16 protein-coding genes are annotated in these 20,641 nt (G+C 60.6%); 9 read left to right on the forward strand and 7 right to left on the reverse strand.

The window, feature by feature from the left end:
• Nucleotides 1–50: 50 nt before the first annotated feature.
• Together CCGE525_RS12650 and CCGE525_RS12655 are read right to left on the reverse strand one after the other, a co-directional pair.
• Complete coding sequence (locus tag CCGE525_RS12650; protein WP_120704565.1) at nucleotides 51–3,209, reverse strand: efflux RND transporter permease subunit; 3,159 nt, start codon at nucleotides 3,207–3,209, stop codon at nucleotides 51–53.
• Nucleotides 3,206–4,375 (reverse strand): efflux RND transporter periplasmic adaptor subunit, encoded by a 1,170-nt coding sequence (locus CCGE525_RS12655; RefSeq protein ID WP_120704566.1) that lies wholly within the window; start codon nucleotides 4,373–4,375, stop codon nucleotides 3,206–3,208. The genes CCGE525_RS12650 and CCGE525_RS12655 overlap by 4 nt, the downstream gene beginning before the upstream one ends.
• Nucleotides 4,376–4,742: 367 nt before the next feature.
• Here CCGE525_RS12655 and CCGE525_RS12660 point away from each other — a divergent pair, with 367 nt between their 5' ends.
• A complete protein-coding gene (locus CCGE525_RS12660; protein ID WP_120704567.1) occupies nucleotides 4,743–7,220 on the forward strand; it encodes an ATP-dependent helicase in 2,478 nt (825 codons plus the stop codon).
• A 151-nt stretch (nucleotides 7,221–7,371) separates the two neighbouring features.
• Nucleotides 7,372–7,845: a VOC family protein gene (locus tag CCGE525_RS12665; protein ID WP_120704568.1), complete on the forward strand. Its 474-nt coding sequence runs from the start codon at nucleotides 7,372–7,374 to the stop codon at nucleotides 7,843–7,845.
• Between the two features lie 24 nt (nucleotides 7,846–7,869).
• Here CCGE525_RS12665 and CCGE525_RS12670 read toward each other — a convergent pair whose 3' ends face one another.
• Together CCGE525_RS12670 and CCGE525_RS12675 are read right to left on the reverse strand one after the other, a co-directional pair.
• The gene (locus CCGE525_RS12670) at nucleotides 7,870–8,751 is read right to left on the reverse strand and encodes an amino acid ABC transporter substrate-binding protein (RefSeq protein ID WP_120704569.1); all 882 of its coding nucleotides are present in this window, start codon (nucleotides 8,749–8,751) and stop codon (nucleotides 7,870–7,872) included.
• A 194-nt stretch (nucleotides 8,752–8,945) separates the two neighbouring features.
• Nucleotides 8,946–9,143, reverse strand: coding sequence for a hypothetical protein (locus CCGE525_RS12675; RefSeq protein WP_162950162.1), 198 nt, complete (start codon nucleotides 9,141–9,143; stop codon nucleotides 8,946–8,948).
• Nucleotides 9,144–9,367: 224 nt separating this feature from the next.
• Between CCGE525_RS12675 and CCGE525_RS12680 the strand changes: the two genes are divergently transcribed.
• Nucleotides 9,368–11,161, forward strand: a complete 1,794-nt coding sequence (locus CCGE525_RS12680) for a hypothetical protein (RefSeq protein WP_120704571.1) — start codon at nucleotides 9,368–9,370, stop codon at nucleotides 11,159–11,161.
• A 232-nt stretch (nucleotides 11,162–11,393) separates the two neighbouring features.
• Here CCGE525_RS12680 and CCGE525_RS12685 read toward each other — a convergent pair whose 3' ends face one another.
• Entirely contained in the window at nucleotides 11,394–11,882 is a 489-nt protein-coding gene (locus CCGE525_RS12685) for an SRPBCC family protein (protein WP_205587466.1), read from the reverse strand.
• Nucleotides 11,857–12,213 carry an ArsR/SmtB family transcription factor gene (locus CCGE525_RS12690; RefSeq protein WP_120704573.1) on the reverse strand — a complete coding sequence of 119 codons (357 nt, stop codon included), beginning with the start codon at nucleotides 12,211–12,213 and terminating at the stop codon, nucleotides 11,857–11,859. Before CCGE525_RS12690 ends, CCGE525_RS12685 begins: the two co-directional genes overlap by 26 nt.
• 266 nt (nucleotides 12,214–12,479) lie before the next feature.
• On the opposite strand from CCGE525_RS12690, the gene istA reads away from it, so the two are divergent.
• The 6 genes from istA (at nucleotide 12,480) to CCGE525_RS12720 (ending at nucleotide 19,128) form a co-directional block, all read left to right on the forward strand.
• On the forward strand, nucleotides 12,480–14,009 hold the full coding sequence (gene istA / locus CCGE525_RS12695; RefSeq protein ID WP_120703235.1) for an IS21 family transposase: 1,530 nt from the start codon (nucleotides 12,480–12,482) through the stop codon (nucleotides 14,007–14,009).
• A gap of 12 nt (nucleotides 14,010–14,021) precedes the next feature.
• Entirely contained in the window at nucleotides 14,022–14,759 is a 738-nt protein-coding gene (istB, locus tag CCGE525_RS12700) for an IS21-like element helper ATPase IstB (RefSeq protein ID WP_120702904.1), read from the forward strand.
• 172 nt (nucleotides 14,760–14,931) lie between these two features.
• Nucleotides 14,932–15,573, forward strand: a complete 642-nt coding sequence (locus CCGE525_RS12705; RefSeq protein ID WP_120704574.1) for a dihydrofolate reductase family protein — start codon at nucleotides 14,932–14,934, stop codon at nucleotides 15,571–15,573.
• 369 nt (nucleotides 15,574–15,942) lie between these two features.
• Nucleotides 15,943–17,226: an L-fucose:H+ symporter permease gene (gene fucP, locus CCGE525_RS12710; RefSeq protein WP_120704575.1), complete on the forward strand. Its 1,284-nt coding sequence runs from the start codon at nucleotides 15,943–15,945 to the stop codon at nucleotides 17,224–17,226.
• Between the two features lie 111 nt (nucleotides 17,227–17,337).
• Nucleotides 17,338–17,961 (forward strand): bifunctional nicotinamidase/pyrazinamidase, encoded by a 624-nt coding sequence (pncA, locus tag CCGE525_RS12715; protein WP_120704576.1) that lies wholly within the window; start codon nucleotides 17,338–17,340, stop codon nucleotides 17,959–17,961.
• A gap of 81 nt (nucleotides 17,962–18,042) precedes the next feature.
• Nucleotides 18,043–19,128 carry a glycosyltransferase family 4 protein gene (locus CCGE525_RS12720; protein ID WP_120704577.1) on the forward strand — a complete coding sequence of 362 codons (1,086 nt, stop codon included), beginning with the start codon at nucleotides 18,043–18,045 and terminating at the stop codon, nucleotides 19,126–19,128.
• A gap of 1 nt (nucleotide 19,129) precedes the next feature.
• Here CCGE525_RS12720 and CCGE525_RS12725 read toward each other — a convergent pair whose 3' ends face one another.
• On the reverse strand, nucleotides 19,130–20,527 hold the full coding sequence (locus CCGE525_RS12725; protein WP_120704578.1) for a hypothetical protein: 1,398 nt from the start codon (nucleotides 20,525–20,527) through the stop codon (nucleotides 19,130–19,132).
• Nucleotides 20,528–20,641 lie beyond the last annotated feature (114 nt).

Raw genomic sequence — 20,641 nt, forward strand, 5'->3', positions numbered from 1 at the left:
CCACAAATCTTCGTTGAACCCAGAAATGATCCATCGTGCTGCGATTGTAGTTATTCCGCTGCCCTAAGTTTGGCCACCTTCGTGCGCAACGCCGCCTGTGACATTTCCTCATGCAGCCGCAGCTCCCCATGTGCCTGGGGTTTAGCGAAACGAGCTATCAGAAGATAAGCGACCGGGGTGATGTAAAGCGTCACCAATGTCGCGAAGCCGAGGCCGCCGACGATCACCCAGCCGAGCGCGATGCGCGCTTCCGCGCCCGCTCCATGGGCGAATACCAAGGGCACGCCGCCGAGGATGGTGGCGATCATCGTCATCATCACCGGACGTAAACGCAGCGCACAGGCTCTTTCGATCGCCGCCCGCACGCTCTCGCCCTTGTCGCGGAGCTGGTTGGCGAACTCCACGATCAGGATGCCGTTCTTCGCCATCACACCGACAAGCAGCACCAGACCGATCTGGCTATAGATATTCAGGCTGGAACCGGTGATGACGAGCGCGAAGACAGCGCAGGCGAGGCCTAGCGGCACCGTCGACATGATGATCAACGACGACAGCACGCTTTCGAACTGTGCGGCAAGCACCAGGAAGATGATGCCGATGGCAAAACCGAAGGTCAGCGCCATGCCGCTGGAATTCTCCTCCAGTGTTGCTGCCTCCGCGAGAGGGATCAGCCGCGCACCGGTCGGCAAGAGCGGCGCGGCGATCGCCGTCACCTGCTCCACCGCCTGGCCGAGTGACATGCCGGGCTTTAAGCCGGCGGTAATGGCAACGGAGGCGAGTTGTTGCTCGCGGGTGAGCTGCGGCGCAACCGCCCCCTCCTTCAGGCTGGCGATGACGGACATCGGTACGATCTTGCCGTCGCCCGTCTTCAGGAAGACGTTTTCGAGATCGGTCGGATCGTCGATCGGCCGCATGGTCGACGTCAGAAGCACCGGATAGGCCTCGCCCGCAACGAAGACATCGACGACGGAACACCCTTCGAGCAGCGATTGCAATGCCGTCGACAGGCCGGTGATGTCGACGCCGAGATCGGAGGCACGCTCGCGGTCGATCGCGACGGAAACCTGCGCTTGCGTCGGTTCGTTGTTGAGACGCGGCGTATCGAACTGCCCGGTGGCATCCAGGGCCTGGACCAGCTTCAGTGCCGCCTGCGTCAGCGCCTCATGGTCGTTGCCCGTTAGTGCCATTTGCACGCCATTGCCGGCACCACGGATGCGCAGGCTGTTCGATTGGATGACATTGCCGCGCAGCGCCGGGACGCGGGCCATCACCCTGTTGATATCGGCAACGATTTCAGTCTGCGTGCGATGGCGCTCGCTCCAGGGCGCCAGCGTCAACACCATGAAGCCGCTATTGGCTGCGCCATTCTGGCCGGAAATCGCATAGATATTGCGGATATCGCCGCTATCCATCAATGGCTGCAGGTTCTCTTCCACACGCTGCAACTGGTCCCTGGTGTAATCCAGGCTAGCGCCCTGCGGCGTGGTCAGCCTGAGCGTCACCATGGCACGATCCTCGTTCGGCGTCAGCTCGCTCTTGACGCTCATGAAGGCTAGGACCGCGGCAGCGGAAAAGATCGCGCAGAAAACCATGACCACCGGCGGCGTATTCAGGCAGGCCCGGAGCGTGCGGCGATAGACGCCGGAAAACAGCTCGCCGAAGCGGCCGAGCATGCCGTGATCTTCGCGCATCTCCTTGGTCAGCATGCGCGAGGCCAGCATCGGGCAAAGCGTCAGCGCCACGATCGACGAAAGGCCGACCGAGAACGCGAGAACGAAGCCGAATTCACGGAACAGACCGCCCACCTGCCCCGGCAGGAAGGAAAGCGGAATGAAGACGGCGGCAAGGGTAGCAGTCGTCGCGATGACCGCGAAGAAGACCTCGCGCGTGCCAAGAACGGCAGCCGCCCGCGGCCCCATCTTTTCCGACCTGCGCCGGACAATGTTTTCGAGAACGACAATAGCGTCATCGACCACGAGACCGGTTGCGAGCACGATCGCCAGCAGTGTTAGGATATTGACGGAGAAACCGACCATATAAAGTGCCGCCAGCGTGCCCGTCAGCGCAACCGGCATGGTGACGGCAGGGATCAATGTGGCGCGCCAATCACGAAGGAACAGGTAGATTACCACCGTGACGATCAGCGCCGACAGCACCAGCGCCAGCACCACCTCATGGATCGCGCCCTGGATGAACACGGCGTCGTCGCTGGTGATGGCGATTCGTGTGCCTTCCGGCAGCGACTTCGACAGTTGCGCTACCACGGCCTTCACGCCGTTGGAGATGTTGAGCGTGTTCGACTGCGCTTGGCGGATGATGCCGAGGCCGACACCCTGCACGCCGTTCGAGCGCAGAGCCGTCGTGCCGTCGCGCGGCCCCAATGTTACGGTGGCGACATCGGCGAGCCGGATGCGATCCTTGATGATCAGCCGTGAGAAATCCTCGGGCGTCTGCAGCGCGGCCGTGGCACGCACGACGATATCCTGCCGTGTGCTCTTCAGCGATCCCGCCGGCACATCGAGCGCCGCCGTCGCGAGTGCCGTGGTCAGATCACCGATCGTCAGCCCTCGTCCGGCAAGCGCAGCCTGATCGACATCGATGCGGAAAACTTTCTCCTGGTCACCGTAGAGCTCCACGTCTGCAACGCCATCGACGGAGGCCAGCCGGTCGGTGATCTCGTTGTCGACCAGTTGCGTCAGGTCGTCCATGGTCAGCGTATTGGAGGTGACGGCAAGGCGCATGATCGGTTGCGAATCCGAATCCGCCTTGACGATCTGCGGCGCGTCCGCCTCATCAGGCAATTGTTCTGTGATACGGCCGACGGCGTCGCGGACATCGTTTGCTGCGACGGAAAGATCGGTGGCATCGGAAAACTCCAGCGTCACGCGACTCTGGCCGAAAGAGGAGCTCGAGGACACCGATTTCAGGCCGCTGACGCGGGCGACCGCGCCTTCGATGACCTTGGTCAGTTCCTGGTCCACCGTCTGCGGCGCAGCGCCGTCGAACATGGTCCGCACGGTCACCACGGGGCGGTCGACGTCGGGCAGTTCACGCACCTCGACGCCGAAATAGGCGGCAAGGCCAGCAACGACCATCAACGTATTGAAGACCAGCGCCAGGATCGGCCTGCGCACGAAGAGAGCGGTGAAAGTCTGTTTGCCGGCACCGGCTTCGGCAGCATCGCCGGCGTCGTTGTCGTGCCCTGTCATTGCGTGGCGACCTCCGCCGCTTCGGCAACATCGCGGGCAAAACGCACGGCACCGCCCTCGGTCACACGCTGCAATCCTTCGGTGACGACCAGGTCGCCATCCCTGAGATCGGCCTTGACCAGCACCGCATCCGGATTGCGCTGCACGACATTGACACGCACCTTGGACGATTTGGCGTCAACGATGCGCCAGACATAGGAGCCCTCTCCGTCCCATTGCACGGACAGCGGATCGACGGAAGGATAGGTCTCACCGGCAAAACGCATGCCGACATTGAAAGACATGCCGGCGCGCAGTTCATCGGATGCATTGTCCATGCCTGCGCGGATGCGCAGTGTCCGGCTCGCGCCATCGACACGATTATCGACTGCCTCCACCACGCCCGAGAACAGCCGCCCCGGCAGCGCCACCGATGTCGCCTCCACCGGCTGATCGACCTTGATCGTATTGGCGAAACGCTCCGGTACCCAATAATCGACCAGGATTTGCGAGCGGTCGTCGAGCGTAACGATGCTGGTCGTCGTAGTGACATTGTCGCCGATGACCACGGGTACGATGCCGACAATGCCGTCGATCGGCGCGACGATATCCCGGCGCTTCAGCGCCAGCTCGGCCGATTGCAGCGCCAGCCTTGCGCCTTGCTCGGCGATCTCGGCGTCGAAGACATCCATGCGCGACACGCTGGATTTGATGGTGTGATAGAGCTGCGATTTCTCGGCAGCACTCTTCAGCGTCACTTCCGCCTGGCCGCGAGCGATGATCTGCTCGTCATTGTCGAGGCGGGCAAGGACCTGGCCCTGCTTTACCCGGTCGCCAGACTTGATGAGAATTTCCCTGATCATCCCCGCCGCCTGCGGCGTAACGACGACGGAGCGGATGGCTTCGCCGGTACCGATTGCGCTGAGACGATCGTTGACCACGCCATTCACCACTGCCTCGGTCACCACCAGCGGCGTATTGGTGCCACGCCGTCTGTTGCCGGCCGTAGCGGCATCGCCCTCTCCGGCATCGTTCCTGCCATCGGCCGGCACAAGCACCGCCACCCATGCCTGAGGAACGCCGATTTTCGTCAGCGATCCAGCCGTGCCGGGCACGAAAACTAACGCCGCGGCGCATCCGGCCACGACTACGATGAGGGATAGGAAAAGCTGCTTCCAGGCGGTCATGCACGTCTCCGGCTCGGATTGTCAGAGGCGATGAAATCGCGTCGTAAATTCAACATGGCCTCTCCGAGAATCTTGCAAGTTTCTCGAGACCAGGTTGCGGGGCGAAGCGGTGATAGGTCGCGCGATTCTGCCCCATTTTCAGCAATATCGATCTTTTGCTGTTCTGCAGCAAGATTTGCACGGCATTATGACGAAGTTGTAATCTTGTCCGGGGACAACGACACGTTTCGAAGCCCGTCAGTAAACGGCCGCAAATATGTGCGATGCGCACAGTTCAAAGGCTTGCGCACGACAGAATGTGCACTTTTTGTTCTATTTTCCGGCCGTTTCTTTTGCCTTTCGGGGCAGAATCATTACATTGAGCCGCATGACCATCGGACATGACGACATTCCCTTCTTTGACGAGGAGCCGGAGCACCTTGCTCCGCATCCGGCAACGCGCCGGCCTGCGCCCGCACCGGGCCCCGCCGGCGGCGGTATTGCGGCCCGCGCGATGGCAGCGCGCGATAGCGGCCGCCGGCCCGACTATCTCGCCGGCCTCAATCCGGAACAGGCAGAAGCGGTCGAGACGCTGGATGGACCAGTTCTCGTGCTCGCCGGCGCCGGCACCGGCAAGACACGTGTGCTGACGACCCGCATCGCCCATATCCTGTCCACCAACCGCGCTTTCCCCTCGCAGATCCTCGCTGTTACCTTCACCAACAAGGCCGCGCGCGAGATGAAGGAGCGCGTTGCGCTGCTCGTCGGCGGCGCTGTCGAGGGTATGCCCTGGCTCGGCACTTTCCACTCGATCGGCGTCAAGCTGCTGCGCCGTCACTCCGAGTTGGTCGGCCTCTCCTCGAGTTTCACCATTCTCGACACCGATGATGTTGTGCGTCTGATCAAGCAGTTGATCCAGGCCGAAGGCCTGGACGACAAGCGCTGGCCGGCCAAGCAATTCGCCGGGATGATCGACACCTGGAAGAACAAGGGCCTCGGCCCGGCGGATATTCCCGAGGGCGATGCCCGCGCCTTCGCCAACGGCAAGGGCCGCGAACTCTATACCGCCTATCAGGCCCGCCTGAAGACGCTGAACGCCTGCGACTTCGGCGACCTTTTGCTGCATCCGATCAATATGTTCCGACAAAACCCGGATGTATTGAAGGAATACCATCAGCGTTTCCGCTATATCCTCGTCGACGAGTATCAGGACACAAACACCGCGCAATATATGTGGCTGCGTCTGCTGGCGCAGCGGCCGAAGGGCGAACTGCAGAATGTCTGCTGCGTCGGCGACGACGACCAGTCGATCTATGGCTGGCGCGGCGCCGAAGTGGACAACATCCTGCGCTTCGAAAAGGATTTTCCCGGCGCCAAGGTGATCAAGCTGGAGCGCAACTACCGCTCCACCGAGCATATTCTCGGTGCAGCAGCACACCTCATCGCGCATAATGAGGGCCGGCTCGGCAAGACGCTGTTCACCGACCGCGCCGATCCGGACGACATCAAGGTGCAAGTGCACGCCTCCTGGGATTCCGAGGAGGAAGCGCGTGCGATCGGCGAGGAGATCGAACAGCTTCAGCGAAGCAAGCACAATCTCAATGACATGGCGATCCTAGTGCGCGCCTCCTTCCAGATGCGCGAATTCGAAGATCGTTTCGTCACGCTCGGCCTCAATTATCGCGTCGTCGGCGGCCCGCGCTTCTACGAGCGCCTCGAAATCCGCGATGCCATGGCCTATTTCCGCCTCGTCTGCCAGCCGGCCGACGATCTTGCCTTCGAGCGCATCATCAACACGCCGAAGCGTGGCCTCGGCGATACCACCGTGCGCGCCCTGCATGACTATGCCCGCGTCCGCGATATCCCGATGCTGGCGGCGGCCGCCGATATCATCGAGACGGACGAGATGAAGCCGAAGGCGCGTAAGGCGCTGTTCGACGTCGTACAATCCTTCCGCCGCTGGCAGGGTCTGCTCGAAAACACCCCGCATACAGAGCTTGCCGAACAGATTCTTGAAGAGTCCGGCTATACCGACATGTGGAAGAACGACAAATCGGCGGAAGCGCCGGGTCGCCTGGAAAACCTCAAGGAACTCATCCGCTCCATGGATAGTTTCGAATCCATGCGCGGCTTCCTCGAACACGTCGCCCTCGTCATGGACGCCGAGCAGAACGAGGATCTGGACGCTGTCTCGATCATGACGCTGCACTCTGCCAAGGGCTTGGAATTCGACACAGTCTTCCTGCCCGGTTGGGAGGAAGGTCTTTTCCCGCACCAGCGCTCTCTCGATGAATCCGGCCGCGCCGGCTTAGAGGAAGAACGCCGCCTCGCCTATGTCGGCCTCACCCGCGCCAAGCGCCGCTGCCACATCTGGTTCGTCTCCAACCGCCGCATCCACGGCCTCTGGCAATCGACCATTCCTTCACGCTTCCTCGACGAACTGCCGGAGACCCATGTCGAAGTTGCGGAAATGGAGCAGTCCTATGGCGGTTACGGTCGCGGCGGCTATGGCCAGTCGCGCTTCGACAAGGCCGATCCCTTCGCCAACTCCTATTCCACCCCCGGCTGGAAACGCGCCCAGGCCAACAAGACCGACGCCACCCGCGACAACTGGGGCTCTCGCTCCGGCCACGCGGTCGAACGCATCGGCTACGGCGAAAGCGGCCCCAAAACCCGCACCATCGACGGCGAGCTGGTCGCCAAATCCACCTCCTCCGAACCCTCCCGCTTCTCAGTCGGCGACCGTGTCTTCCACATCAAGTTCGGCAACGGCAATGTTTCGGAGATCGAAGGCAATAAACTGACGATCGAATTCGATCGGGCCGGGCAAAAGCGTGTGCTGGATGGGTTTGTGGAGCGGGCGTGAGGGGTGCCAATAGCACCGCTCGGCTCAAGGCGGGATACCTCGACCAACAGCGACGCCTGGCTGTCCAACGAGCAAAATGCTCGCAGGGGCTGGAGAAAAACGGTTTGCCTCTTAGTTCAAGGAAGGAAACGAACAGCGAAAGGACGACGCGATGGCAAAGAACACGATCTGCGTGTGGTACGACAAAGACGCTGAAGCTGCCGCTCGCTTTTATGCCGAAACCTTTCCCGACAGCGCAGTCGGTGCGATCATGCGTGCACCTGGAGATTATCCAGATGGTAAGCAGGGAGACGTATTGGTTGTTGAATTCACCGTTGCGGGCATCCCTTGTATCGGCCTGAACGGCGGTCCCGCATTTAAGCAAAGCGAAGCGTTCTCATTTCAGATCGCAACGGACGATCAAGAAGAAACCGACCGCTACTGGAACGCCATCGTCGGCAACGGCGGCCAGGAAAGCGCGTGTGGCTGGTGCAAGGACAAGTGGGGTGTCTCCTGGCAGATCACACCGCGCGTATTGATGGAAGCGCTCGCTATAGGCGGCGATCAAGCCAAGCGTGCTTTTGATGCGATGATGACCATGCGGAAGATCGACGTCAGGGCCATCGAAGCGGCGCGGCGTGGCTGAGGCATCGTCGCGCTTGCGTGGACTTTAGGGCACATGCTCCATCATGATTTGCGTGTGCAGCATCGGTGCGTCGCTTCCGAAATAGGTTTGGAGCAGCGGCAGAAAACCGTCCGACAGATAGAAATCCGTCAACGCGCGGTCGACCACCAGGCGGAAATCACCGTCGTCGCGCCTTAGGGCGATTGCATAGGGTTCGTGCGTGAACAGACGATCGCCGACTTCGAGCGAGGATGGATCGCGCGCCCGCTTGGCAAGGCCCATAAGCAGCGCCTGATCGGCGAAATAAGCGTCGATCTTGTGTTCCTCCAGCGCCTTGAGCCCGTCCTCATGCGTGTCGAAATCCGCGATCCGAGTTTTCGAAATCTCAGTGCTCTGCGCCTTGCGCAAAATTGCGTCCGTCGTTGTGTTGGCGCGCACGCCGATGACGCCGGTGGATGCGAGATGCTGGCTAACGGAATGAGCAGCGGATCTGTCGATAAAAAGCGCCTGCAAGTAGTCAGGCGAATCCTTGCGAAGCAGCGCACTCGCTCCGGTCAGGAAGATTGGTTGCGAGAAGTCGACGATTTCCCGCCTCTCCAGATTGACGGTAATCGCGCCGCAAAGCAGGTCCACCTGACCGTTCTTGACCCCATCGAAGCCATTCGCGAGCGTCATCTCGACATATTCGCGCTTTAGCTGCGGGACCACATGTTCGATTTCGTCAGCGACCTTGCCGCAGAGATCGACGGCATATCCCATCGGTTTTGCGTCGGGTTTACTGGAGGAGAACGGTGCCTCGTCGACGACGTAGCCGATGCGCAGGGTTCCGCGCTGGTGAAGCATGTCGAGTGTGCCGGCGCTCGCCGCGGAGGCCGATATGCAAACGACAAGACTGGCGAGCAGCAACCATCTCATGCGCTTGGCCATTTCTGCATGCAGGACGACGGCACCAGCATATTCTCGTCTCCGAAAAGCGGACGATCACAAGGGCTCACCGCAGATTATGGTCTCGCCGCCATTTGTCAATCGTAGATTGCTTAACAAAGGAGCTGACGGCCACAGCGGAACCCAGTTCGATCTTCCGCCATTGGCCGCTTTCGAGACGCCGCGGGCGTACGGAATTAAAGAGCCGGCACGGCGCGGATTCTCGCCGATGCGAGATGTTGCGTGATGGCGCGACGGATGTCGGTCACCGTATCGAACAGCCTGTCATCCAGATCGATGACGTGGAACCGAACGGCAATGAATTTCAGGCGGTTGCCGACGGGAACCGCAATCCCGACTTCCTCACCATTAAAGACGACAGCCTGCTTTTTCACGACATCCCCCCTGCGCGGGCGCACTATTAGTATATTAGAATGAAAGTTTCACGACGATTTATAGTTGCATAGATCTGCATGACCTGCATCGCATATATATTTCCCCTAAAACGTGAAATGACTTACCAAGAATGTTCTCAGAAACCCATAGCCGTAGAGCATTGGAGCAGATATGGTTCGAGCTGAGGCTGAGGAGTGTGCTTTAGTTGTGATCGAGGGGTCCGATGACAAGTGCAGGCATAGACAAGATCGGGCCGGTCGAACCGACACCGGAAGACATTCAGGTACAACTCAAGCGTATTTTAGCAAGCCAAGAGTTTCGGTCGCCGACGCGAGCGCGAAAGTTCCTCGAGTTCGTGGTCAACGAAACGCTCGAAGGGCGGCGCGACCACTTGAAGGCATTCACCATCGCTCAGGCCGTATTCGGACGAGACGTGAATTTCGACGCCCAGAATGATCCATGCGTTCGCATCGAGACAGGGCGTCTGCGAAGAGAGCTTGAGCGATACTATCTTGTGGTCGGTGGCAACGACCCGGTCGTCATTACTGTCCCCAAGGGCGGCTATGTGCCGTTCTTCGAGCTCAACTCAGCGATCGAGCCTGAAGTTTCTGTCCTGAGCGAGGAGTTGTCGACCGCCGATGAACATACCGAGTTGGATACTCCGCAGCCGGCCATCATTGCAGACAACGCGAACACGCCCTCGAGGCGCCCTATGCATTGGCTCGTCGCAGGCGTCGCGTCGATCGCCTTCCTGGCATTGCTGGCGGCAATGCTTCCGGGTTTGAGGTCACCCGACATGAAAGAGGCAATGGCAACCGCCGTCGGGAGCCGACCGACTGTCGTCGTCGAACGCTTCGATACCGTCTCGGATGGAACGCTCGCGTCCAACATCTCCGAAGGCATAACCGACGAGATCATCGACAAGCTGGTACCCTTCAAGGATGTCGTTGTCGTAACTGATATGCCACCGCGGCAAGCAGAGACGGCCCAAACCAGGCCGCCGTCGTTTGCCCTTCAGGGCAGCGTCAGACTGGAAGGTGACAAACTCCGATCCTCGGCACGGCTGATCCGGCGCGCGGACGGAGCGGTCATCTGGGCAAACAATTACGACTCCGACCTGCGGGCCCAAGGCATTCTCGAGACGGAGGCCGTCGTTGCCAAATCCATCGTATCGGCTGTAGCGCGCCCGGCCGGCGTCATGTTCCAGACGGGCGCCCCCAACATGGCCGCAAGCTGGGACGCCTATTCCTGCACTCCTTCCTACGACAGCTATCGCGACGAAATGACCGTTCAGGCCCATGATGCGGTGAAGTCCTGCCTCCAACAGGCAACCGAACGGAGCCCGGCGGACGCCAATGCTGCCGCTCTCCTTTCGCTGACGCTTCTCGATGAATTCCGGTTTCGCTTCAAGCTCAACACGAAGCCAACGGCTGCCACCCTCAAAACCGCCAAGGAACTTGCCGAACGGGCGGTGAAGCTCGATCCGCGGAATGCCAGAGCCTTCCTGGCCCTGATGCTAGCCAACTTCCTTGGCAACGACATCGTTGCGGCGCTGCAGGCCGGACAGTCCGCCTATGCCATCAATCCGAAGGACATCGAGGTCGCCAGCGAATATGGCCTGCGCCTTTCCATGTCCGGGAAGTGGGATTCGGGCTGCGAACTCATCTCGGCGGCGGTGAGCAAGAATGCTGGCCCCGGCGGGTACTATGAGATGGAAATGGCGCTCTGTGCCTTTATGGGAGGCGACGCGCAGGCAGCCGAACTGTGGGCGCGCATGTCGAACCTCGACTACAACCCGCTGCGCCGCCTCATCCTGCTGGCCATTCTCGGCGGGCTGGGGAAGGAGGAGCAAGCCAGGGAGCAGCTCGATTGGCTCAAACTCAAAAGTCCCGAGTTGGTCCGGAACGTCAGGCGGGAGGTCATCTGGCGGTTTGCGAGACCCGAAGACCAGGAGCTGTTCTTCGCCGGGCTGCGTGCTGGCGGCATGCAGGTTGACGAGCAGCCGGCCGTGAATTGACCGCAGAACAGGCACCTTGAGATCATCGGGCTAAATATGGTGTCGAGTAGCTGAAGTTCGTTCCTGGCGGCCCCATACCGTCGTACAGATCAATATAGTGGCTGCCCGAAAGCAGACATCGTGTGTGGCCATCCTGTTCCGTCAAGCTCTGACCTGCGCGATCAAGCGCAGCTCGATCTGTACGCCACGTCGGCCATCGCTAACTGGTGCGCGCGGCTGATTGGCCAAGCGCTCAGCCGTCCAGCCAGGCAGCGAGGCCATCCAGTGTCTGAAGCCCGTATTCGACTGCGCCGAAGCCGATGACCACCTGACGCCGCTCGCGGCTGGGGTGGAGCTGGCGCATGGTCAGCACCGTCTTGCCGTCGGCCTGCTCATCGAAGGTCACCGTGGTGCGGAAACGGTCGGGGTCGTTGGGGTCGGGCGTGCCATGGTCCATCACGATCCGCTCGTTCGGCACGATCTCCAGAAAGCGCATGAGGTTCGGGAAGCGCTGCTCCTTGCCCTCGAACACGCCCACCATGTCGAACCGCCAGACCCCACCCTCGCGGATATCGGCCTCGTGGCTCTCGATTTTAAGGCTGGCTGGACCGTACCATTGGGCCAGTGCCTTGGGGTCCATCCAGGCGGCAAAGACCTTATCGCGTGGGTGGCTCAGCAGCTTGACCAGCACGATTTCGCGATCGAGCGACCAGGTCTCAAACAGGTTTGCCATGTCCTTCATCATCCTCTTGCGTCTTGTCCAGGTAGGCTCCCAGCCGATCCAACCGCTCGTTCCAGCGCCGGCGCTCCGCGATCATCCAATCCGCCGCCTCATCGAAGCGCGCCTGCACCAGCCGGCACCAGCGGCTTCGCCCGCGCTTCTCGCTGGCGATCAGCCCGCAATCTTCCAGCACCTTGAGATGCTGGGCGAAGGAGGGCAGCGCCATGTCGAAAGGCTCGGCCAGGACGCTCACCGGCACCTCGCCCTCGGCGAGCCGCGATACCACCGCGCGGCGAGTCGGGTCGCTGAGTGCATGAAAAGCAAGGTCGAGGGGGGTCGAATGGTAAGGCATGTGACCTATTAAAACGAGTTGGGGCGCGGGTCAACAATAATAAGGCACTTGCCTTAGTATTTAGCTCGATTAAGTGCAAATTCCGAGGCAATCCGCCCCCTGATTCCGAAATGATGTCGCCCCCCAATTCCGAGAATTAGTCGCCCCCTTGTTCCGAGATGATGCCGCCCCCTACGGAGGGATGTGGCAAGGGTGTTCTGCCGGTGTGAAGTTCCTTCCGTCAATGATGACAAGGAAGGAACGGGATGCCTGCGGAGAGACTGGAGATGCGGCGTGTCCGCGAGATACTGAGATATCGGTCCGAGCAAGGGCTGGGCCACAAATCGATTGCGGTTCGGGTCGGAGCAGCAGCCTCGACGGTGCGCGAGACGCTGCGACGGGCGGCGGCTGCGGGGCTTTCGTGGCCGTTGGATGATGACGTGAGTGATGCCGTCCTGGAGGCGGCGCTCTACCGTGCGGCTGGGACGAAGACGGGTCATCGTCGCGCACCGGAGCCTGACTGGGTGCAAGTCCATCGCGAGCTCAAGCGCAAGCACGTGACGCTGCAAATTCTCTGGGACGAATACATAAGCCGTTATCCCGATGGTTACCGCTACAGCCGATATTGTGACCTCTATCGCGGCTGGGCGTTGAAGCTGCCGGTGACGATGCGGCAGGATCATATGGCGGGCGACAAATTGTTCGTCGACTACGCCGGCGACACGGTCACTGTTGTCGTTGATCGGCTGTCGGGCAAAACACGGCAGGCCCATTTATTTGTCGCTGTCCTGGGGGCATCCAGTCTTTCGTTCGCGCAGGCGCGCTGGACCGAGACGCTTCCGGACTGGGTCGAATGCCATGTTCAGGCGCTGGAGTTCTTCGGCGGTGCGCCGGCGTTGCTGGTTCCCGACAATGCCAAGGTGGCGATCATCAAGGCGTGCCACTTCGATCCCCAGGTCAACCGGACGTATTGCGCGATGGCAGCGCATTATGGCAGCGCCGTCCTGCCGACGAGGCCGAGACGCCCCCGCGACAAGGCGAAAGTCGAGGCTGCGGTTCGTATCGTCGAGCGTTGGCTGCTGGGCCGCCTCCGCCATCGCACCTTCTACAGTCTGGCCGAAGTCAATGCGGCGATTGCCGACTTGCTATATGATTTGAACGACAGGCGTGTCCTTCGCCGGGTTGGCGTCACGCGCCGCCAATTGTTCGAAGAGCTCGACCGGCCCGCTTTAAGGCCATTGCCCGTTGAACGCTATGTCTTTGCGGAATGGCGTATCCGGCGTGCTGGATTGGATTACCACGTCGAGATCGAGCGGCATTATTACTCCGTTCCCTATCGCTTTGCTCGCGAGCAAGTCGAGGCGCGCATCACCGCCAATACGATCGAGATATTCCACAAAGGCGAGCGAATAGCCGCTCATCGCCGCTCCAGCGGTAACGGCAAGCACACCACAATCCCCGATCACATGCCCTCGGCCCACCGCCGCTTTGCCGACTGGACGATCGAACGCATTCAACGCGAGGCCTCTTCCATCGGGCCGGAGGTTGCATTGCTGTGTGAGAAGATCCTCGCCGACAGGCCGCACCCGGAGCAGGGCTTTCGAGCCTGCATGGGAATTATCCGCCTGAACAAAAGCTTTGGCCGCGACAGAGTGAACGCTGCTTGCAGCCGTGCGCTTGAGATCGGGGCCCGGACCTACGGTTCGGTGCGCTCCATCCTCGACAATCATCTCGATCGAGCCGCCTCCACCAATGGACCACCTTCGCATGAGCCTATCCAACACGAAAACATCCGTGGACCTCGCTATTACCACTAAGGAGAACAAAGAATGCTTGCCCATCCAACACTCGACAAACTCAATTCCATGGGCCTGGCCGGCATGGCAAAGGCCTTCGGGGAGCTCGTCACCAACGGCGAAGCCGAACATCTCTCGCATGCCGAGTGGCTAGGACTGCTGCTCGAACGGGAGTGGAGTTCCCGCTACGATCGTAAGCTTGCCGCACGCCTCAGGTTTGCCAAGCTTCGCCACCAGGCCACCCCGGAAGATGTCGACTACCGCAGCGAGCGCGGCCTTGATCGCGCGCTCTTCATGAAGCTGCTCGGCGGCGACTGGATCAACGCTCATGACAATCTGGCCATTTGCGGACCCTCGGGTGTCGGAAAAAGCTGGTTAGCCTGCGCTCTCGGCCACAAGGCTTGCCGTGACGATCGTTCCGTTCTCTATCAGCGTGTCCCACGACTGTTTGCTCAGCTCGCACTTGCTCGCGGCGACGGCAGGTATGCTCGGCTGCAACGTACCCTGGGCCATGTTCAAGTCCTGATCCTCGACGACTGGGGTCTCGAACCGCTCAACGAACAGGCCCGGCACGACCTCCTCGAAATCCTGGAAGATCGCTACGGCCGCAGATCAACCATCATTACCAGCCAACTTCCGGTGTCGGCATGGCACGACGTCATAGGAAACCCGACTTATGCTGATGCCATCCTGGATCGCCTCGTTCACAACGCCCATCGCATCGAATTGAGCGGCGATAGCCTACGCCGAAACCTGCCCCGAAAAGCTTGACACCCCGCCTAAATGGACTGACAACAATCATCGCCTGCAGACCCCACTAAACAGGGGGCGAGATCATCCCGGAATCAAGGGGCGCAATCATCTCGGAACAAAGGGGCGGCTTCATCGGAATCGGCAGATTAAGATTGCGGCGGTTATGCAGCCACTCGCAAGGAGAGCTCCAATGGCAGTTCGTGTCGATCTCATGATCTCGCTCGACGGTTTCGCGACAACGACGGACCAGACGCCCGAAGTCCCGTTTGGCGACGACTGGCCGCGTCTCGTCGGCGCATATGCAGCAACGCGAACGTTCCGTGAGCGCGTGCTCAAGGATACCAGCGGGGCTGGGACCACAGGCGTCGATGACAATTACGCGGGGGAGTACTTCGAAAATGTGGGTGCCGAGATCATGGGCGCTGGCATGTTCGGACTCCACAACTTTCCCGACGATCCGAATTGGCGTGGTTGGTGGGGCGACGAGCCGCCATTCCGGGTTCCGGTCTTCGTCCTCACCCACAAGCCGCGGCCCTCCCTGGAAATGGCCGGTGGGACGACTTTCCATTTCCTCAACACCACGCCTGTTGATGCGCTGCAGCAGGCTGTTGCCGTGGCGGGCGGCAAAGATGTGCGGGTTGGCGGTGGTCCTACTATTGTTCGCGACTTCCTCAAGGCGGGCCTTGTGGATCGTCTTCATGTTGCTATCACTCCGATTTTGCTTGGGCGCGGCATACGCCTGTGGGACGATCTGCGCGGCTTGGAAGCTGGCTGTACAGTCAAGGCCGAGACAGCATCGAGCGGCACCATCCACCTCACATTCCAACGCTAGCCTCTAGCCTGTGACTTTGGGCGATCATGGACTGTCCACCGGTGGTCCATGATGTCGGCTTCTCGAGTTACGGGCCTAGGTGCTGGCAGTCTGCTTTCGGCCGCAAGGCCAACACCGAATTACCTACGGAAACGCAAATGGAAATGATCTGGTTTTGCTTGACCTTCCCGCCCTCAACACCCCAGCCCTGCACAATCGGCATTGCTAGCACGCTACCAATCTCGGACCAATCGCCTATATCGGGTAGCGCGGATTCGAGTTAGAGTGCCTCCCGCGCACTCTCAGCAAGCCGCTGCCAGCCTGCGGTTCGGCACACCCAAAGGGAACTCCACCCTTGCCTGGCAAAATTAGAGTTCGAGGATAAAAATAATGGCTGGCATAGCAACAAGCTCTGCGCCCGCTAGCGGTCGTGCCTCCACGCACCAGGGCCAGGGCAACTATCAATTCGCGCTCGTCGCACTCACCTCGCTCTTTTTCATGTGGGGTTTCATCACCTGTCTGAACGACATTCTCGTCCCGCATCTAAAGAGCGTCTTTCACCTCAACTACACCCAATCGATGCTGATCCAGCTGTGCTTTTTCGGCTCATATTTCATCGTCTCGCTGCCAGCGGGCGCGCTGGTCAAGCGCATCAGCTATAAATGGGGCATTGTCGTCGGCCTCGTCATCGCCGCCGTCGGCTGCGCCCTGTTCATCCCGGCCGCCAGCTACCGCGTCTATGCCCTCTTCCTCGGCGCCCTCTTCGTGCTCGCTGCCGGCATCACCGTCCTGCAGGTCGCGGCCAACCCCTATGTCACAGTGCTTGGCCCTCCGGACACCGCCGCAAGCCGCCTGAATCTGACCCAGGCCTTCAATTCGCTCGGCACCACCCTCGCTCCGCTCCTCGGCGCGATGCTGATCCTCTCGGCCGCAACCATCGCCACCACCAACACGACGCCGGAGCAGCTCGACGCGTTGCGGCTTGCCGATGCTGGCGCGGTGAAATTCCCCTATCTGCTGCTTGCTTTAGCCTTCCTTATACTTGCCGCCGTTTTCGCCGCACTGAAACTGCCGGAGGTCGAAGACGAGGAAACGATCGAGCCCATGCGCGGCGGCGGATCGGCATTGCAATATCGCCACCTCGTGCTCGGAGCGGTCGGGATATTTCTCTATGTCGGCGCCGAAGTCAGCGTCGGCAGCTTCCTCGTCAATTTCCTGAGCCAGCCGGACATCGCCCAACTGTCCGAAGCCGACGCCGCCCATTACGTCTCCTATTTTTGGGGCGGCGCCATGATCGGACGCTTCATCGGCTCGCTGGTCATGCGCCATATCGACGATGGCAAGGCGCTTGCCTTCAATGCGGCGATCGCGGCCATTCTGCTGCTGGTAACCGTGCTCTCGACCGGCCATGTCGCCATGTGGTCGGTGCTGGCGATCGGCCTTTTCAACTCCATTATGTTCCCGACGATCTTCAGTCTCGCTCTGCACGGTCTCGGCAAATATACCAGCCAGGGCTCGAGCATCCTCGTCCTCGCCATCGTCGGCGGCGCCATCTTGCCGGTCATCCAGGGTACGCTTGCCGATACCATCGGCATCCACCTCGCCTTCCTGATGCCGATCCTCTGCTATGCCTACATCGCGTTCTACGGCCTCAAGGGCCACAAGCCTGCGTAACCTTTAGAAAACCATTGCGCCCCGTCTGGCCGTAAGGCGGGGCGCAAAAGGCTTGATCCGGAGCACAACGCTTGGCATCGTTGCAATGCAACAGAGATGGAAGGACAAGCCATGAAAGCGCTGCTGCTCATCGACATCCAGAATGGTTTCTGCCCCGGCGGCAATCTGCCAGTGCCCGATGGGGATCAGGTGGTGCCTGTCGCCAACAGGCTGATCGACAGCGGCAAATACGACATGGTGCTCGCCTCCCAGGATTGGCATCCCGCCGGCCACGGCAGCTTCGCCTCATCCCATCCCGGCAAGAAGCCCTTCGAAATGGGCATGCTTTCCGGCAAGCCCCAGATGATGTGGCCGGATCACTGCGTCCAAAATACCGAAGACGCCATGCTTCATCCTGATCTGAATGTCGATGGTATCGACTTCATTCAGCAGAAGGGCCAGAACCCAGCCGTCGACAGCTATTCCGCCTTCCGCGACAATGATCAGGCCGCCCTTACCGGCCTTGCCGCACATTTGCGGGCCGAGGGCATTACCCAACTCGACCTCTGTGGGCTGGCAACGGATTATTGCGTGAAATTCTCGGCTCTGGATGCTATTGAAATGCTGCAGGGCGTCACCGTACGCTTCATCGAGGACGCTAGCCGCGGCATCGACCCTGCCGGCGTCAAAGCAGCGATCAACGAAATGCGGACACGCGGCGTCGGCATCATCGACAGCAAAGAAGCGCTTGCCTAAAATTCCTCCTATCAAGCTAAACCTTCCCTAAAGAAAATAACGCAAGCTGTTCCCGGTATTGAAGATATTGGGACAATTCGCGTGCAGTCGATCACCATCAACGGCCGTTTCCTCAGTCAGCCTTTGTCGGGCGTGCAGCGCTTCGCCCGTGAGTTGACATTGGCGCTCGACCGCAAGATCGCCTCCGGCGCCGTGCCAGCGGCGCTGAAGGGGATCAACTGGCGGCTGGCCGTGCCGCGCGACACACAGGTAGATATCGGGCTCTCGGCCATATCGGTCGATGCCTTCAGCTCCGGTCCTGGCCATGTATGGGAGCAGACGGCGCTGCTTGCCCATTCCCGTGGTGGCCGGCTGATCGGCTTCGGCGGCAGCGGCCCGCTGCTGCATCGCCGCCAGGCCGTGGTCATCCATGACGTGACGATCTTCCGTCATCCTCAATCCTTCAAGCGCAGCTATCGCCTGCTACACGGCGCGCTCGGCTCGGTGCTGACCCGCACGGCGAAGATCGGCACCGTGTCGGAATTCTCGCGCAAGGAACTGGCCTCCGTCTTCCATGTTCCTACCGACGGCATCGATGTCGTCTACAACGCCGTCGATCATTTCGCCGCCATCGAGCCGGATGAGACGATCATCCGGCGCCTGGGCCTCAAAACGAATGGCTTCTTCCTGCTGGTCGGCACCATGAAGCCGAACAAGAACCTCGATTTCGCCATCCGTGCCTTTGAAGCGCTAGGCGACCCCGATCAGAAGCTGGTGGTCGTCGGCGGCACCGCGCCGACCGTGTTCAAATCGGATGGCCCCGAATCGAATGATCACATGCTCTTTCCCGGGCGGCTAAGCGATGCGGAAATCGCAGCGCTCGAGCGCCACGCTACCGCTTTCGTCTTCCCAAGCCTCTATGAAGGTTTCGGCATTCCGCCGCTGGAAGCGATGACGCAGGGCTGCCCGGTGCTTGCCGCCGACATCCCCGCCGTACGCGAAGCCTCCGGCACCGCCGCGCTATATTTCGATCCGACGCAACAGGATGAACTGGTTGCTGCCATGCGCCGGATAGCTGGCGACGAAACGCTGCGCGAGGACCTGCGCGAAAGGGGCCGAGAGAATGTCGCCCGTTTCTCCTGGGACCACAGCGCCGACCGCGTGCTCACCATGCTGGAAGGTCTCTAATTCAGGACACGGCCGGCCGGCGGAACATCCTGACGAAATAGCTGTGGAGGCCAAGCAGACAGAAGACCGCGCCACCGACGATGCCAGCACCGACCGATATCCACAGCGAATAATCGAAGCCGACGGTCGCGAACACCGGTGCGGCAAGCCCGGCCGCGGAAAGCACAACCGGCGGCCAGATGAATTCAAAGCGCAGCGCCCTGAGCACTTTCACGCCGATCACCATGGCGATCAGCGCCCCGACCATACCGCCCGCCATCAGCGCGCCATCGCTGAACGACACAAGATAACCGCCCGCAAGTGCGCCTGCATTGAGCAGCGCGCAATCCACCACCGCCAGCAGAAAGATCGCCAGCAGCCGATGGCGCAGATGTGCCGGCGTCGGCAGCATATTGAGCGTCAAGGCTCGGCAGACCGACAGACCGGTGACGAAAGGGGCCGCACTCAGAAAACCATCGCGCAGACCCTGTGCAATGACGAAATGACCGACCGGCTGCAGCAGCGCGAAGATCCCTGCCGCCGTCATCAACGTGAAACCCGTAAGCAGCGAATAATAAGCGCCAAGCTGCCGCCTGAACGCCGGTGTCGCACCCTCGCGATCGTAAGTTGCAACCACATCGGGATACTGGATCGCCTGCAGAGCCGAGACAATGAGCACGAAAGGCCTCTGCAGCAGGTCGAGTGCCAGCAACGCTCCCGCTGCCCCGCCCGCCCCCAACGCCGCAGTCAGGATCGACTTCAACCCCAGTGGCGCCAATAGCCCGATCACCGACGCGCCGGCCGCGACACTGCCATAGACGAAATGTTTTCGCACCAACGGCAATTCGATACCGGCCGCCTCGCGCAGGCTGTTGCGGGTCAGGAACATTGCCAGCGCACCATAGGCGACATAGCCGACGAGCAGGCCAGCCACCGCATAGGTGAAATTCGGCATGATCGCCGCGCCGGCCAAAGTCCCGACCGCCAGAATGGTGGCCCGCGATCCCTGTAGCCGCGAGAAGGCACGGAACTCCTGTCGAAAACGCAGCATGGTCAGATGCAGGTCGCTGCCACCCTGAAAGATCGCCACCAGACCGCCGAGTACAGCGATCTCTGACGGCACGGCGAAAAGGGTCGATGCAACCGCAGCCAGAAGGCAGATCACGGAGCAAGCAGCAAATTCTGCAGTCAATGCTGTACGCTCCGCTGCCTCGCTGCCCGGCGCTTGGCCTGGATAGAAGCGGCTGCAGGCGAAACGCACCCATTCGAAACAAAAGATCGCCGCGAACTGGCTGATGGAGATGAACAGCGAATAGCCCGCATAATCCGCCGGTGACAGCAAATGCGCGACCGCGATCAGCAGCCCGAAGGCCACCGCCGCCTGATAAAAATATGCCGCCAACGCTATGATCTTCGCCATGCAGGCAGCTAACAGCAAAAGATTGAGAAAAGCGCTAAGCTATATGCGCAACATATAATGGACTGGACCAGTTGATGTCCGCCTTGAATTGCCTTTTTGCACCGCACACGTTAG

This window comes from Rhizobium jaguaris (genome assembly GCF_003627755.1).
Classification (GTDB): domain Bacteria; phylum Pseudomonadota; class Alphaproteobacteria; order Rhizobiales; family Rhizobiaceae; genus Rhizobium; species Rhizobium jaguaris.

Excerpts from the sequence above, each read along its gene's own strand:
- CCGE525_RS12660 (WP_120704567.1), top strand. The coding sequence starts at position 4,743 with ATGACCATCGGACATGACGACATTCCCTTCTTTGACGAGGAGCCGGAG.
- CCGE525_RS12680 (WP_120704571.1), top strand. The coding sequence starts at position 9,368 with ATGACAAGTGCAGGCATAGACAAGATCGGGCCGGTCGAACCGACACCG.
- CCGE525_RS12650 (WP_120704565.1), bottom strand. The coding sequence starts at position 3,209 with ATGACAGGGCACGACAACGACGCCGGCGATGCTGCCGAAGCCGGTGCC.
- istA (WP_120703235.1), top strand. The coding sequence starts at position 12,480 with ATGCGGCGTGTCCGCGAGATACTGAGATATCGGTCCGAGCAAGGGCTG.
- pncA (WP_120704576.1), top strand. The coding sequence starts at position 17,338 with ATGAAAGCGCTGCTGCTCATCGACATCCAGAATGGTTTCTGCCCCGGC.
- CCGE525_RS12685 (WP_205587466.1), bottom strand. The coding sequence starts at position 11,882 with ATGAAGGACATGGCAAACCTGTTTGAGACCTGGTCGCTCGATCGCGAA.
- CCGE525_RS12665 (WP_120704568.1), top strand. The coding sequence starts at position 7,372 with ATGGCAAAGAACACGATCTGCGTGTGGTACGACAAAGACGCTGAAGCT.
- CCGE525_RS12725 (WP_120704578.1), bottom strand. The coding sequence starts at position 20,527 with ATGGCGAAGATCATAGCGTTGGCGGCATATTTTTATCAGGCGGCGGTG.
- istB (WP_120702904.1), top strand. The coding sequence starts at position 14,022 with ATGCTTGCCCATCCAACACTCGACAAACTCAATTCCATGGGCCTGGCC.
- CCGE525_RS12670 (WP_120704569.1), bottom strand. The coding sequence starts at position 8,751 with ATGGCCAAGCGCATGAGATGGTTGCTGCTCGCCAGTCTTGTCGTTTGC.
- CCGE525_RS12655 (WP_120704566.1), bottom strand. The coding sequence starts at position 4,375 with ATGACCGCCTGGAAGCAGCTTTTCCTATCCCTCATCGTAGTCGTGGCC.
- fucP (WP_120704575.1), top strand. The coding sequence starts at position 15,943 with ATGGCTGGCATAGCAACAAGCTCTGCGCCCGCTAGCGGTCGTGCCTCC.
- CCGE525_RS12705 (WP_120704574.1), top strand. The coding sequence starts at position 14,932 with ATGGCAGTTCGTGTCGATCTCATGATCTCGCTCGACGGTTTCGCGACA.
- CCGE525_RS12690 (WP_120704573.1), bottom strand. The coding sequence starts at position 12,213 with ATGCCTTACCATTCGACCCCCCTCGACCTTGCTTTTCATGCACTCAGC.